Here is a 14653-nt window from a genome sequence, read left to right as displayed (position 1 = left end):
AAAACACCCCATGTTTAAAATCAACAATGGGGTGCTAATTGTGGGAATTTAGCCAACAATTACGTTAAAATAACTCTTGGCTCCCCCCTCCTTCCGTAGAAATTGTCGTACCAACCTCTTGTACTGCATGTTCTTTCGGTTCCGTTCCTTCAATAAAATACTCACGGCGGGAAGAACCTAATTGACCTGTTCGGCTATCAATAGATACAGAAATAACCCCTTTAGGCGGCTTCATTGTTTTGACAGGTACCCCGGCCAAAATTGACTTCATAAAGTCATTCCACATTGGCTGTGCGCTTTTGGCGCCAGCTTCACCGCGGCCTAATGTTCGCCTATTATCATCAAAACCTATCCATGCAGATGCAACAACATCTGGACCATAACCAGAAAACCACGCATCTTTCGAGCTATTCGTTGTTCCTGTTTTCCCACCAATATCACGTCGACCACCTAAGTCTCTCGCTGCACGCCAACCGGTACCAGACCAACCAGGCTCGCCATAGATATTGGTCATCATCGCATCCCTAATTAAGAATGCGAGTGGGGTATTAATCACATGAGGTGCATATTTGTCAGCGGAGTTCCCATCTAAGTCAGCTGCCGTTGTTAGCGCCATTGTTGGCTCTTGTATCTCCGAATTATCGCCCGATTGTGTCACTTCCTCGGTAGACTCATCATCAATACCTTTACTCGCAATAGTGCGTTCGGTATCCCCATAAATCACCGGAATATCCGTGCAATCAGGGCATGCTATTTTAGGATTGGCTTCGAAAATAACCTCATCATTATGATTTTCGATCTTCGAAATGTAGTATGGATCAATCAAATACCCGCCATTGGCCATGACGGCATACCCACGAACCATTTGCATTGGTGTAAATGACGGCGCACCTAACGCTAACGCCTCAGTACGGTTAATATTTTCCGCTGGAAAACCAAAGCGAGTCAGATAATCAGCCGCATAATCCACCCCCATGGCTCTCATCGCACGAACCATCACAACGTTTTTTGATTGGCCTAAACCTTGACGTAACCGTATAGGGCCATCATATCGAGGTGGGGAGTTTTTAGGGCGCCAATCAGAGCCCGCGCCTGCATCCCAACGGCTAATCGGCACATCATTCAGTAGTGATGACAATGTTAGGCCTTTATCCATTGCCGCTGTATATAGGAAAGGTTTAATATTCGAACCTACTTGGCGTAATGATTGGGTGACTCGGTTAAACTCACTCATATTGAAGTCAAACCCACCAACTAGCGCAATAATCGCCCCGTCATTTGGATTTAAAGCAACAAATGCCGCATTCGCATCAGGTATTTGCCCTAACCACCAATTATCTTTAACTTTTCGAACCCAAATTTGCTCACCCACTTGCATGACTGCATTTACAGCTCTTGGCGCGGCACCTTGTTGAGTATCTGAAATAAATTTACGCGCCCAACGCACACCGGTCATTGTAATAGGAATTTGCGAACCATCAGCTAACATCACTTGCGCTTCTGAAGCAGTCGCAGATGTCACAACTGCAGGCATTAAAGGCCCATAAACTGGCATTTTTTTCAATTTTTCGACAATCTGCTCTGCTGTCCAAGCCGTTTCATTCTGTTTCCATAAAACCTCAGCAGGGCCACGATAACCATGACGCGTATCGTAGTCGATCAAATTATTACGAACTGCCGTTGTGGCAGCTTCTTGATCTTTACGGATCACCGTAGTGTAGACTTTATATCCATCGGTATACGCATCTTCGCCATATTTATCAAATAAGGTTTGACGCGCCATTTCGGCTAAATACGGCGCAGAAAAATCAATTTTCGGCGCATGATACGAAGCCACTATTTTTTCATTTTTTGCTTGTTCATACTGGTCTTGAGTAATGTATTTTTCCTCAAACATACGAGAAAGAACCACATTACGACGGCTGACCGCACGGTCATATGAATACAACGGGTTAAATGTAGAAGGAGCTTTTGGTAAACCCGCAATCATTGCAATTTCACTGAGGGTCAATTCATCCACTGTCTTACCAAAATAAACGTATGCAGCTGCCCCGACACCATAAGCACGGTTACCTAAATAAATTTTATTCAGGTACAGCTCCATAATTTCATCTTTAGTAAAAAGCTGCTCAATACGAATAGCCAAAAATGCCTCTTTAGCTTTACGCATCAAGGTTTTTTCAGGACTTAAATAAAAGTTTCTCGCGAGCTGCTGGGTGATCGTACTGGCCCCCTGGGAAGCGTGACCGGATGATGCCATGACGGTAACTGCACGGAAAATACCAATGGGGTCAATTCCATGGTGGTCATAAAAACGGCTATCTTCAGTAGCGATAAACGCTTTTATCATTAAAGGAGGAATTTCTGCCAGCGGTAAAGGAATACGACGTTTTTCCCCATATTGGGCAATCAATTCGTTATCTGCGCTGTATACCTGCATTGGAATTTGCAGACGAATGTCTTTCATTGTTGCTACATCAGGTAGCTCACCTTCAACATATTTATACATGCCATAAATCGAGGCGGTTCCCAAAAAAATGCAACAAAAAACAAGAATAAAAAAATATTTTACGAACTTCACCGGAAAATTCCCATGCTCGACTAACAAGAGGGTTTAGATATCACTAACACACAGTATAAAGCTTATACAGCACAATAGAAAACGTAATTTATTTGTTAATGATAAGGAAATTAATTATGTATACATCAAAGTGGAACATTGGAATCGACCTATATCAAGATAAAATACAGCTAGTCGCTGCAAAGCGGCGCAGACAATACTGGCACTTATGTGAATGTTGGCAACAACAATTACCATTCGAGCTGACGGATAGTTCGAGCCATGAACAGTATAAAATTTTACTGAATATTTTATTACAATGGCGTCAGAAATTACCTAAAAAGTGTTCTGTTTCCTTCGCATTACCTGCTGTTCGCACAATAAAACAACAAATTTCATTACCGAGTGAAATTAATTTGCCACAACCAGAACTCGGTTGGTATTTACAATCTCAAGCTGAAAAACGTTTTGCAATGCACGCCCAAGAGCTAGTTATCGACTATCGCGTCATCAAGCAACAAGTTTATTTTAATGGGGCTCGCCAGTCAGATATTACTTTTTGGCAAAACCTACTTACTGAAAGTGGGTTCAACCTGCTAGCTATTGATGTCGCCCCCATCGCTTTACGCTATGTGGCAAGAAATGCGGGTTTACCCGATGAATGCTGGGTTGTTCATTACCGACAAGGTGAATGGCTTTGGTCTGGGCCAATTAGCCAGCCAGCGAATTACAACCATTTGCAAGACACTGACATCCAAACAATTTCCCATTTACTGCCTTTTCTTGATCAAGAAAATACCTCACCCACCTCACCTATCTACCTCATTACAGACCATCAACATACTCATCGTACTGCTGAGGTAGCTCATCTCTGGGAATTACGCCAAGCGTTTCAACAACATAATATTAAGTTACCCCAATTGCTGGGAGACTTTGTAATTGCAGCTGGTCTTGCTTTACGTCATGGGGATATCTAACTGATGGAACTATACCAAGTTAATTTTCTCCCTTGGCGCCAACAGCAAATAAAAAAGAAGATCCGAGCGTTTTTACTCTTTTGTTCTGTGATTTGCTGCTCGGTGATTACAACATGTATATTTTTATTTATTTTTCAACAAATTGAGATAAAAGAGCTAAAAAATAGAAAGCAGAATAATCAACTGCAATACGAACAGATACGACAATTAACATTGCAAATCACAGATCAACAAACACAAATTAATCATTTAATGAGCCAAAAAAGAAAGGTAGATAACATCATGGTAAATAACCAATTTTTACTTGGCCTCTTACAAAATCTTTCAACAATAACGCCCCCCAAAAGCTGGCTAACAAATCTACAGTTAATGGATAACAAAATAGAAATCAAAGCTAACAGCTATGATTTTCAAGATATCAATTCGCTCGGCTTACAACTTAAAAATCACCCTGGTTTGAGTGACATTCAATTAAAAAAAATTAGCCGGGTGAATCAATTAAACCGTTTACACCTAACGGCCAAATATCAAGGAGAGCCCAATGAGTGAATCAACACATTCTTTTTGGTATCGCCCATTTTGGCAACAGACTCTACCTCTTTGGTTCTTAATTGCACTTTGTCTCACAGCGGGATATTTTTTACACTGGAAGGAAAATCAAAACCAAATTATGGAATTAGCCACTGAAAACCTGAATTTAATTGAAGCTATCACAAAAGAAACTAAAATTATCCACCACTCACCCTCATTGCAACAGCTCGAAAAACAGACTCAATTATTAAAACAATCCGTTAATATTAAAGACGCGCCTCTTGAATCTCTTACACAGTTAAATACCTTACTTTCACATTCATCTGTCACACTTAACCAATTACAACCAACTGATATCAATACCTATTTCATGGAGTTCCAAGGCAATTTCATTCCTATTTATCACGTTATAGAACAGCTTCTTACCCTTCCTCAAACCCAAAAATGGCGTTTTCATGATATAAAAATATATCTAAAACAAGGGATTATCGTAACTGCCATCTCATTTTCATTATTCAACGACTCTCTCGCTATCAAGGATGATAACCACAATGAATAGTTCGTTAATTAAAATTCCCATGGTGATTATTATGGGGCTCTTCTTTCTATCTTCATTTTTAGTCTCTGCCGAAGAGATCCGAGATCCTTTTGCACCGCTAGCACCACCTCTAGCAACAGAAAATCACCTTGGCTCAGAAGCCGTAATCACACCGATAGCGCCAAATAAAACATCAATAACCGAAAAAATATTTAAATTAATCTCAATCAATGCCGAAGAAGTTCGTCATCTATTAGAACATTCAGGGACTTCGTTATTATCAAAAAATGCATCTATCCATCACGATGTCACGACAAACAGCCTCATTATTAAAGATAGCCCAGAGCGATTAGCACTAATTGATGAATGGATAAAACATAAAGATAAGCCAAATAAACAAGTACAAATCACCGCACATATCATTAGTAGCAGCCGAACTGCATTACAAGAATTGGGGTTAGAGTGGGGAATGATGGCAGGAGGAAACATGAGTGCCAATCATTTACATCGCTACAACCGTTATTCTTCAACATCAGGGCAATTTTCCTTCAATGTGCTTAGCCTTAGTGATGGGTTACTTGAAATGAAACTAAAAGCATTAGAAAAAGAGAATCTGCTTTCTATTATTGCAAGCCCCCGCTTAGTTGCTTCACATCAACAAGCTGCAAGTATTCAGCAAGGTACAGAGATCCCCTATGTCACCAGCAGTGAAAAAAAAACACACGTACAATTTAAAGACGCTGTACTGGGGATGGAGGTCACCCCCGCTATTGCACGCGATGAAAAAATTGAGTTAATCCTTAAAATTAGCCATAACTCGCCTGATACTGCACTTACGAGCAGTCAACATCATCACTTGGCCATCAATAAGCAAGAAATCGCAACGACCGTCACCATTAAAAATAACGAAACCCTTATTCTTGGGGGAATTTTTCAGCAAAAACAAGAAAAAACAGAGATGGGGTTGCCTTTTTTATCCCACATCCCTTTCCTAGGAGCATTATTTACAAATACAGCAGAGCATACAGATAAGCGTGTCCTTATTGTTTTTGTAACACCAAAACTTATCAATATTTAATATTGAAGAAATAACACATATACTTCAAGTAGTTGAATACGCAATAAGTCAAAGATGACAAAAAAAAATATTTTTTATGCTATAAACCTACCGGATAAATTTGACGCTGGCGTCGTTTTAGCATACAAGGTTATCCATTGAGTGTTCTAACTATCCGTAGATTAAAGAACAAGCTGTCAGTCGCTTATAAAACAGCCACAATTAATGTTGCTCTACACTTAGCAGAAATAGCTTGATAATATCAATAGCTAAAAACTGTTAAAAACAATGATATACAATGCATTAGACAACATAGACGGCTCAAATATCGAAACCTGTAATTTGAAATATGGCACTTTGCATGCTTAGTGCCATATTTATATAGTTGCAATTCAGGTTGATGTATTGAGATAATTTTCTTATCTGATCTCACATCATCACTTATGAGGTTTCAGTTTAGGTCCCGCCGCTAATCTGATTGGCGGGGCGGGTAATCATTAACGAATAATCGTAGTAATACCAAAAAACATGGCAGAGAAACGCAATATCTTTCTGGTTGGACCAATGGGTGCTGGAAAAAGTACTATTGGCCGTCAGTTGGCTCAACAGCTTAATATGGAGTTTTTCGACTCTGATCACGAGATAGAAAAACGCACTGGCGCGGATGTAGGCTGGGTATTCGACCTTGAAGGCGAAGAAGGCTTTCGCGATCGCGAAGAAAAAATCATCAATGAGCTTACAGAGAAACAAGGCATTGTATTAGCAACTGGCGGTGGCTCTGTTAAGTCCAAAGAGACCCGTAACCGCTTATCCGCTCGCGGTGTCGTTGTTTATCTTGAGACCACTATTGAGAAACAACTATCTCGTACACAACGTGACAAAAAGCGTCCGCTGCTACAAGTTGACGAACCCGCACGTGAAGTACTTGAGAAACTGGCTGACGAACGTAATCCTATGTATGAAGAAATTGCTGATATTACTATTCATACTGATGAGCAAAGTGCAAAAGTTGTTGCCAGCCAAATCATTGAACTATTAGAAAAAAACTAATTATTCAAGGTGTTATTTTCAAAAATGAACTCAAGGTGGTAAAGCAAGATGGAAAAAGTCACCGTCACTCTAGGCGAACGTAGTTATCCAATCAATATCGCACCCGGCTTATATCAGCAAACAGGGGCGTTTTGGCCATTAACTGCGGGCCAACGAGCAATGGTTGTGACAAATGAAACTCTTGCCCCTATTTATCTCGATAAGATAAAGAATGCCCTTGAATCTTCAGGCGTAAAAGTTGATACCATCATTTTACCCGATGGTGAACAATACAAATCATTATTCATTATGAATGATGTATTTACCGCATTACTTGAAAAACACCATAACCGTGACACCACCCTCATCGCTCTTGGTGGGGGCGTCATTGGCGACCTAACAGGCTTTGCAGCAGCAAGCTATCAGCGTGGCGTGCGTTTTATTCAGGTCCCGACAACCTTATTATCTCAAGTGGATTCTTCTGTCGGTGGTAAAACCGCCGTCAATCACCCACTAGGGAAAAATATGATCGGCGCATTTTATCAACCGGCTTCTGTTGTGGTTGATCTCAACTGCTTGAAAACACTTCCACCAAGAGAACTCGCCTCAGGTTTAGCCGAAGTTATTAAATACGGCATTATCCTCGATAGTGCGTTTTTTAACTGGCTAGAAGAGAATATCGATGCGCTCGCCTCTCTTGATGACCAAGCAATGGCCTACTGTATTCGCCGTTGTTGTGAACTAAAAGCACAAGTTGTTGCTGCGGATGAAAAAGAAACTAGTGGGTTACGTGCACTATTGAACTTAGGTCATACCTTTGGTCATGCTATCGAGGCACATATGGGTTATGGCGTCTGGTTACATGGTGAAGCTGTAGCCGCTGGTATGGTAATGGCAGCAAAAACAGCAGAATTACTTGGTCAATTTACTCCTGAACAAACTCAGCGAGTGGTCACACTTTTAAAACGAGCATCACTTCCCGTCAAAGGCCCTTCACAAATGAAGCCCGATGATTATCTCCCACATATGATGCGGGATAAAAAAGTGATAGGTGGAAAACTGCATTTAATTTTGCCTACCACTATTGGCCATTCGGAAATGCGTTCAGATGTTGATACGCAAACTGTTATTGCGGCAATCTCATCCTGTATGCCATAAAACGAAAAAAAAGCCGAATTTTCACTGGCATTTTAAAATGTTACTGGTAGATGTTCGCTAAAGTCGTTAAATTATACGGTATGCCTACACCTATAAACGAAATTCTAAAAAGCATATTATCAATACCACTTTGGCTAGCATGGTGTTACGAAAGAATATATGCTTTAAAAATAAGCAGCAATGTCCTGCTTGGTCGTTAAGAGGTTGTACTGATAAGAGACATTTTATCTCTACTATAGGCAAATTTTATTCGGGAGAGGAAAATGGACGAATTTAAACCAGATAACCAGCCTCAAGGTCAAAATGACCTTAGGCCAGATACATCAGATAGACCGACAGGGCGTTCACGCCAATCATCTGCTGCAAAACCTAAAATTGCACTCTCACGCCAACACATCATGATTGGTGTGGGTGTCTTAGTTTTATTGCTGCTCATTATTGCTATCAGTTCAGCGCTGAAAGCTCCTACAGAGCATGAAAAGCAACAAACAACGGGTGCCAATAATTCACAGAATATCGACTTATCGGGTTCCTCATCGTTGACTAACTCACAAAGTCAAACGCTATCAGGGCAACCACAAGAAATCACGGGTTCACAAATTGCGCCGACGCCAACCCAAGGCGAATCTCAAACGCAACCAAATGGTCTGGGAGAGCGAATCGAAATACCTGGCGATGTGGTTGATGCCTTAAATCAAGGCCAAGTTTCGGTGCCAGGCACTAGCCAGCCACAAAATACGACACCGTTAACGCCACCAACAGTGAAACCGGTCGAACAACAACCTGCCGTTAAACCAGTGGCGCCAGAAAAAACACCTGTAAAACCCGTTGAGCCAAAACACCCTGTGCAAACTAAACAGCCAGCGAAATCGACATCAACGGCGAGTAGCCAAGGTAGTAATATCATGTCTGCGCCAGCGGGTAGCTACACATTGCAGCTTAGCAGCGCAAGCCGCTCTGATACACTGGAAGCTTTTGCAAAAGAAAACAAACTGACCAATTACAAAGTCTATAAAACGATACGTAACGGGCAAACCTGGTATGTTCTTATTCACGGAAATTATAGTTCAGTAACCGCTGCAAAAAATGCAATAGGAACCTTACCTGCTGCAGTGCAAGCGAAAAAACCGTGGGTTAGAAATATGAAACAAGTCAAACAGGATCAAAAATAACAACGTTTTTCCCCGGGCGCATTATGTTGTCCTGACAGAGTACAATTTATTACTCTAAACGATTGTAATAATAAAGACGGCATGAAAAAAAAACGCGCTTTTTTAAAATGGGCTGGGGGTAAATACCCCCTTGTGGAAGAAATCAAAAAACATCTTCCACAAGGTGATTGCTTAATTGAGCCTTTTGTTGGTGCTGGGTCAGTGTTTTTAAACACCAGTTATGATTCCTACATACTGGCAGATATCAACAGTGACCTCATCAACCTCTACAATACAGTTAAAGACCGCGCTGATGCTTTTATCGAAGAAGCCCAGCAAATCTTCACACCTGAATATAATACTTCCGAACAATATTATTTAATGCGTGAAGCCTTTAACCAATCGACCGATACTGAGAAACGTAGTGTCCTTTTCTTATACTTAAACCGCCACTGTTATAATGGGCTATGCCGCTATAATTCTCGTGGTGAATTCAACGTTCCTTTCGGCCGCTATAAAAAGCCCTATTTCCCGAAAGAAGAATTACTGTGGTTTGCTGAAAAATCACAAAATGCGACATTTATAACTCAGCATTATGGTGATACGTTGCTCAATGCAAAAGAGGGAGCGGTTGTCTACTGTGACCCTCCCTATGCGCCTTTATCAGATACCGCCAATTTTACGGCATATCACACGAATTCCTTTAATTCGCTTGAACAACAAAACTTAGCTATTTTGGCGCAAAAGTTATCAACAGAAAGCAAAATCCCGGTACTGATCTCAAATCATGATACCCCGATGACAAGAGAGTGGTATTATCAGGCTCAATTACATATTGTAAAAGTACGTCGCACCATTAGTAGAAATATATTAAACCGGACAAAAGTCAATGAGTTACTGGCGTTATATCCGGGTATACCTAATAGCCTTTCTCCTAGAAAAACGGATAAGAAAAAAATGCAGCGCCCTGTACCTAGTGCTGAATGGCTCTCAGATAACGATTAATAATCGGAGACAATTATGAAAAACTTTCTCATTGCCCCATCTATTTTATCTGCTGACTTTGCCCGTTTAGGCGAAGATACTGCCAACGTTCTGGCTGCTGGTGCCGATATCGTGCATTTTGACGTTATGGACAACCATTACGTGCCCAACTTGACGTTTGGCGCGCCTATCTGTAAAGCACTGCGAGACTATGGAATTACTGCTCCTATCGATGTTCATTTAATGGTCAAACCGGTTGATAGGATCATTCCAGACTTCGCTAAAGCAGGGGCAACGCATATCAGTTTCCACCCTGAGGCCAGTGAGCATGTTGATCGTTCATTACAGTTAATTCGCGAGAATGGTTGTACCGCAGGGCTAGTCTTTAACCCAGCAACCCCGCTGAGCTACCTTGATTATGTCATGGATAAAGTTGACATGATCCTACTAATGTCCGTCAATCCAGGCTTTGGTGGCCAATCCTTTATCCCACAAACCCTCAATAAGTTGCGCCAAGTCCGTAAACTCATTGATGAAAGTGGTTATGATATCCGTTTGGAAGTCGATGGCGGGGTTAAAGTTAATAATATTGCAGAAATTGCAGCAGCAGGCGCCGATACTTTTGTTGCAGGTTCCGCAATCTTCGATCAACCAGACTATAAAACCGTCATTGATGCAATGCGTAGCGAATTACAAAAGGTATCTCAATGACTGACATGGTATTAGAGAATATCAAAGCAATAGCTTTCGATTTAGACGGCACTCTTGTAGACAGCGCCGGTGGCTTAGCTGAAGCCATCGACAATATGCTAACAGAACTTGGCTTTTCACCCGCAGGTAAAGAGCGAGTCTCAATTTGGGTTGGTAATGGCGTGGATGTTTTAGTTGAACGCGCGCTTTCTTGGGCTGGCGCCCAAATAACCCCCGAGTTACAAAAAGCAGCGCGAGCCAGCTTCGATAAATTCTATGCCGTTTCTGTCACAACTGGCAGCGAACTATTCCCTGAAGTGAAAGAAACCTTAGAGCAACTAGCAAAACATGGCCTCCCTATGGGGATTGTTACTAATAAAGCGACGCCATTTATTGCACCGCTATTAAAGAAATTAGGTATTGAACACTACTTTTCTCTTGTGTTGGGTAGCGATGATGTTAAAGCGTTAAAACCGCATCCTGCTCCCCTTTACTTAACGATGGGAACATTCGGTTTACGTAAAGAAGAATTGCTTTTTGTCGGTGATTCTCGTAATGATATTATTGCAGCGAAAAGCGCTGAATGCCCGTGTGTCGGTCTGACCTACGGTTATAACTATGGTGAATCTATTGCACTAAGTGAGCCGAACTGTGTATTAACACATTTTTCTGATTTATTACCTACAATCGGGTTATCTGAAATAAAATAAGCAAGGACATAACTAAATGAGCACTCCCACTGAAAATTTAAAGCAACCCCAAAAACCAATCGTATTCAGCGGCGCACAGCCTTCCGGTGAATTAACCATCGGTAACTATATGGGTGCATTACGTCAGTGGGTACAAATGCAAGATGACTACGATTGCATTTACTGTATCGTTGACCAGCACGCCATCACCGTTCGCCAAGACCCTGTTGAATTGCGAAAAAGAACCCTCGATACACTCGCGCTCTATTTAGCCTGTGGCATTGACCCGAAAAAAAGTACCATTTTTGTACAGTCACATGTGCCACAACATGCCCAATTGAGCTGGGCGCTTAACTGCTACACCTATTTCGGTGAATTGAGCCGTATGACTCAATTTAAAGATAAATCAGCGCGCCATGCAGAAAATATCAATGCGGGACTCTTTGATTACCCAGTATTAATGGCTGCGGATATTTTAATTTATCAAACAAATCAAGTACCTGTAGGTATTGACCAGAAACAGCATCTTGAATTGAGCCGTGATATTGCTCAACGCTTCAATGCCATTTACGGTGATATTTTCACTGTCCCCGATCCATTCATTCCGACTGGTGGTGGTGCTCGTGTTATGGCATTACAAGATCCGACCAAGAAAATGTCTAAGTCCGATGATAACCGTAACAACGTTATCGCCTTATTAGAAGACCCGAAATCTGTCGTGAAAAAAATCAAACGCGCAATGACTGACTCCGAAGAGCCACCGCGTATTCGTTATGATTTAGAAAATAAGCCGGGTGTTTCTAATTTATTAGATATTATGTCGGGCGTGACGGGTAAGAAAATCGCAGAACTTGAAGCTGAATTTGAAGGACAAATGTACGGTCATCTTAAAGGTGCTGTGGCTGAAGCCGTTTCTGGCATGTTAACTACACTGCAAACTCGCTACCATGAATTCCGTAATGATGAAGCGTTGCTCAACCAAATTATGGATGAAGGCGCAACGAAAGCAGCTGCACGTGCACAAGAAACCCTAGATAAAGTTTACGAAGCTATTGGTTTTGTTAAGCGCCCTCAGCGCTAACCAAATAAAAAGCGCTTACTCATCAATGGGTGAGCGCTTCCATTAATACATAGTCAATTTTTTTCACAAACTCCTTCTGGTTTTCTATCTGGAGTCCAGATACCTTTATCTATTAAATACCTTATCCGTTGATTTTAAATTATTTAATTAACAATAAGGTCATTCCATGTTATTCAAAAACAAACATGCTATTGTTCAAGGTGGCTCACGTGGTATTGGTGCGGCTATTGTAAAAAAACTCGCCAAAGACGGTGCGAATGTTACTTTCACCTATGCCTCATCAGATGAAAATGCAAAATCATTGATCACTGAAACCGCCCAATTTTCCGGGAAAGTCATGGCTATCAAAGCCAACAGTGCTAATGAACATGAAATTACAGCGGCAATCAAACAATCATTTGATAAGTTTGGCTCTATTGATATTTTAATTAACAGTATTGGTATTCTTGAATTTGGTTCAGTAGAAACCCTCTCTCTAGAGTCATTTGATCGTTCCTATTCCCTAAATGTACGCAGCTTATTTATTGCCAGCCAATCCGCATTAGCGGTTATGAATGATTATGGGCGAATAATTCACATTGGCAGTGTCAACTCAGAGCGAGTGCCATTTGAAGGCGGAGCCGCCTATGCGATGAGTAAATCAGCCATCATTGGCTTAACAAAAGGCATGGCTAGAGATGTCGCTTCAAGAGGGATAACGGTCAATAACGTTCAGCCAGGCCCCGTAAATACAGACATGAATCCAGAACAAGGCGAGTTTGCAGAGAGTCTGAAACAAATAATGGCCTTAAAACGCTATGCTAGTGCTGATGAAATTGCTGATTTTGTCTTGTACTTAGCTAGCCCTGCTGCTGCTTATATCACGGGAGCAAGTTTAAATATTGATGGTGGATTCACCGCTTAATCTTGGTTTTTACTTATAACAAAAAAAACGGGAAATTTTTCCCGTTTTTCATTAACCAATGAGTATAACTTTCATTATTGAAAATCTTTGTCGGTATATAACTGAGTTGCTTTTACACTTTCAATATTTTTCGCGCCACCTAACATCATATTGATAGATAGCTCTTTATTTAATTGCTGGATGACAGAATTAACCCCTTCTGCACCACCTAAATTTAATCCATAAAGAATAGGACGCCCTACAGCCACAACATCAGCACCACTTGCTAAAGCTTTAAATACATGTGAACCACGACGTACACCACTGTCAAAGACAATAGGCACACGTTTATTCACCACTTTTGCAATTGATGGCAACACATCAAAAGATGCAGGACCACTGTCTAACTGGCGACCACCATGGTTAGACACCCAAATAGCATCCGCACCAGCTTTTATCACAACATCCGCATCTTCAGGTGATTGAATACCTTTGACGATAACCGGTAAGCCTGACAATTTTTTCACATATTGAATATCTGCTGGTGTAAATGCTTGCTTCGCTTGCGCATAAATTTCACTGATCCCAGCACCTTTACCTGTTTTCGAACCATCACTATTTTGCTGAGCAAATAGTTCTAAATTGGCAAAACCTAACGGAAACTGAAAGTTATTACGAATGTCATCTTCACGATATCCACCAACAGGTGAGTCCACCGTCAAAATAATCGCTTTAGCACCACTTTCTTTAGCTCGTTTCAACGTAAATTCATTGAAAGCCTCGTTTTTACTCATGTACAGTTGAAAAAAGAATGGGTTATTTCCCGAAACTTCCGCAACTTCTTCAATGGTTTTATTGCCATAAGTACTGAGCGAAAAAATAGAACCTGCTTTGGCCATACCTTTTGCAGTCGCTATTTCCCCCTCTTTATGGGCGAGACCTTGAGCCGCCATCGGTGCCTGAATAATCGGTGTTTTAAGTTTAATACCTAAAAAATCAGTTGATAAATCAATGTCTGAAATTTCAATACCTTGCATCACACGTGGCATAATGTATTTTTTATCAAAATGCTGCGTATTTTTATTTAAATTCAGCTCATCTTCCGCACCACCACGGATGTAGCCAAAAGCGCCTTTTTCCATATTTTTCGCCACTTGGCTTTCTAGCTCATCCAAGTTGACGATTTTAATCGGGCCTTCTTTATCGCTCGCTTTATATTCCGCAGCTTGAGCCGACCCTAATGTTAAAGCAACAGCTAGTAGTGTTGATGTCACAACGGTATTTTTTTTGAAATTCAACATGATTAATCCTTTCTTACTTGTACT

14 protein-coding genes are annotated in these 14653 nt (G+C 41.1%); 12 read left to right on the top strand and 2 right to left on the bottom strand.

Annotation, left to right across the window (positions count from 1 at the left end; translation table 11 throughout):
• Positions 1-64 precede the first annotated feature (64 nt).
• The gene (mrcA, locus tag M0M83_RS00535) at positions 65-2581 is read right to left on the bottom strand and encodes a peptidoglycan glycosyltransferase/peptidoglycan DD-transpeptidase MrcA (protein WP_248467330.1); all 2517 of its coding nucleotides are present in this window, start codon (positions 2579-2581) and stop codon (positions 65-67) included.
• Positions 2582-2697: 116 nt separating this feature from the next.
• Here mrcA and M0M83_RS00530 point away from each other — a divergent pair, with 116 nt between their 5' ends.
• The 12 genes from M0M83_RS00530 (at position 2698) to M0M83_RS00475 (ending at position 13349) form a co-directional block, all read left to right on the top strand.
• Positions 2698-3537, top strand: a complete 840-nt coding sequence (locus tag M0M83_RS00530; RefSeq protein ID WP_213914378.1) for a pilus assembly protein PilM — start codon at positions 2698-2700, stop codon at positions 3535-3537.
• A gap of 3 nt (positions 3538-3540) precedes the next feature.
• Positions 3541-4086 carry a PilN domain-containing protein gene (locus tag M0M83_RS21630; protein ID WP_213914379.1) on the top strand — a complete coding sequence of 182 codons (546 nt, stop codon included), beginning with the start codon at positions 3541-3543 and terminating at the stop codon, positions 4084-4086.
• Positions 4079-4627, top strand: a complete 549-nt coding sequence (locus M0M83_RS00520) for a hypothetical protein (RefSeq protein ID WP_213914380.1) — start codon at positions 4079-4081, stop codon at positions 4625-4627. Before M0M83_RS21630 ends, M0M83_RS00520 begins: the two co-directional genes overlap by 8 nt.
• Positions 4620-5684 carry a secretin N-terminal domain-containing protein gene (locus tag M0M83_RS00515; protein ID WP_248467328.1) on the top strand — a complete coding sequence of 355 codons (1065 nt, stop codon included), beginning with the start codon at positions 4620-4622 and terminating at the stop codon, positions 5682-5684. The genes M0M83_RS00520 and M0M83_RS00515 overlap by 8 nt, the downstream gene beginning before the upstream one ends.
• A 507-nt stretch (positions 5685-6191) precedes the next feature.
• Complete coding sequence (gene aroK, locus M0M83_RS00510) at positions 6192-6713, top strand: shikimate kinase AroK (protein ID WP_004906592.1); 522 nt, start codon at positions 6192-6194, stop codon at positions 6711-6713.
• Positions 6714-6761: 48 nt separating this feature from the next.
• Positions 6762-7850: a 3-dehydroquinate synthase gene (gene aroB, locus M0M83_RS00505; protein ID WP_248467327.1), complete on the top strand. Its 1089-nt coding sequence runs from the start codon at positions 6762-6764 to the stop codon at positions 7848-7850.
• Positions 7851-8113: 263 nt separating this feature from the next.
• Positions 8114-9022, top strand: a complete 909-nt coding sequence (locus tag M0M83_RS00500; RefSeq protein ID WP_125894618.1) for an SPOR domain-containing protein — start codon at positions 8114-8116, stop codon at positions 9020-9022.
• A gap of 81 nt (positions 9023-9103) precedes the next feature.
• Entirely contained in the window at positions 9104-10006 is a 903-nt protein-coding gene (gene dam, locus M0M83_RS00495) for an adenine-specific DNA-methyltransferase (RefSeq protein WP_213914382.1), read from the top strand.
• Between the two features lie 15 nt (positions 10007-10021).
• Positions 10022-10696, top strand: coding sequence for a ribulose-phosphate 3-epimerase (rpe, locus tag M0M83_RS00490; RefSeq protein WP_125894614.1), 675 nt, complete (start codon positions 10022-10024; stop codon positions 10694-10696).
• Complete coding sequence (locus tag M0M83_RS00485; RefSeq protein WP_125894612.1) at positions 10693-11385, top strand: phosphoglycolate phosphatase; 693 nt, start codon at positions 10693-10695, stop codon at positions 11383-11385. Before rpe ends, M0M83_RS00485 begins: the two co-directional genes overlap by 4 nt.
• A gap of 16 nt (positions 11386-11401) precedes the next feature.
• Positions 11402-12445 carry a tryptophan--tRNA ligase gene (gene trpS, locus M0M83_RS00480; RefSeq protein ID WP_125894610.1) on the top strand — a complete coding sequence of 348 codons (1044 nt, stop codon included), beginning with the start codon at positions 11402-11404 and terminating at the stop codon, positions 12443-12445.
• 166 nt (positions 12446-12611) lie between these two features.
• A complete protein-coding gene (locus tag M0M83_RS00475; protein ID WP_248467325.1) occupies positions 12612-13349 on the top strand; it encodes a 3-oxoacyl-ACP reductase family protein in 738 nt (245 codons plus the stop codon).
• A 74-nt stretch (positions 13350-13423) separates the two neighbouring features.
• On the opposite strand, the gene M0M83_RS00470 is transcribed toward M0M83_RS00475, so the two are convergent.
• Positions 13424-14629, bottom strand: a complete 1206-nt coding sequence (locus M0M83_RS00470) for a lactate oxidase (RefSeq protein WP_248467323.1) — start codon at positions 14627-14629, stop codon at positions 13424-13426.
• Positions 14630-14653: the final 24 nt, after the last annotated feature.

The sequence above is a fragment of the Providencia rettgeri genome (genome assembly GCF_023205015.1).
In the GTDB taxonomy this organism is placed as follows: Bacteria; Pseudomonadota; Gammaproteobacteria; order Enterobacterales; family Enterobacteriaceae; genus Providencia; species Providencia rettgeri_E.
The sequence above is the reverse complement of the archived record's forward strand: the minus strand, read 5'-3'. Positions and strand labels throughout refer to the sequence as shown.

What these genes read in the sequence shown, in the direction of transcription:
- dam (WP_213914382.1), top strand. Translation starts at nt 9,104, where the DNA reads ATGAAAAAAAAACGCGCTTTTTTAAAATGGGCTGGGGGTAAATACCCC.
- M0M83_RS00470 (WP_248467323.1), bottom strand. Translation starts at nt 14,629, where the DNA reads ATGTTGAATTTCAAAAAAAATACCGTTGTGACATCAACACTACTAGCT.
- M0M83_RS00500 (WP_125894618.1), top strand. Translation starts at nt 8,114, where the DNA reads ATGGACGAATTTAAACCAGATAACCAGCCTCAAGGTCAAAATGACCTT.
- M0M83_RS00530 (WP_213914378.1), top strand. Translation starts at nt 2,698, where the DNA reads ATGTATACATCAAAGTGGAACATTGGAATCGACCTATATCAAGATAAA.
- M0M83_RS21630 (WP_213914379.1), top strand. Translation starts at nt 3,541, where the DNA reads ATGGAACTATACCAAGTTAATTTTCTCCCTTGGCGCCAACAGCAAATA.
- M0M83_RS00485 (WP_125894612.1), top strand. Translation starts at nt 10,693, where the DNA reads ATGACTGACATGGTATTAGAGAATATCAAAGCAATAGCTTTCGATTTA.
- rpe (WP_125894614.1), top strand. Translation starts at nt 10,022, where the DNA reads ATGAAAAACTTTCTCATTGCCCCATCTATTTTATCTGCTGACTTTGCC.
- aroK (WP_004906592.1), top strand. Translation starts at nt 6,192, where the DNA reads ATGGCAGAGAAACGCAATATCTTTCTGGTTGGACCAATGGGTGCTGGA.
- M0M83_RS00515 (WP_248467328.1), top strand. Translation starts at nt 4,620, where the DNA reads ATGAATAGTTCGTTAATTAAAATTCCCATGGTGATTATTATGGGGCTC.
- aroB (WP_248467327.1), top strand. Translation starts at nt 6,762, where the DNA reads ATGGAAAAAGTCACCGTCACTCTAGGCGAACGTAGTTATCCAATCAAT.
- trpS (WP_125894610.1), top strand. Translation starts at nt 11,402, where the DNA reads ATGAGCACTCCCACTGAAAATTTAAAGCAACCCCAAAAACCAATCGTA.
- M0M83_RS00520 (WP_213914380.1), top strand. Translation starts at nt 4,079, where the DNA reads ATGAGTGAATCAACACATTCTTTTTGGTATCGCCCATTTTGGCAACAG.
- M0M83_RS00475 (WP_248467325.1), top strand. Translation starts at nt 12,612, where the DNA reads ATGTTATTCAAAAACAAACATGCTATTGTTCAAGGTGGCTCACGTGGT.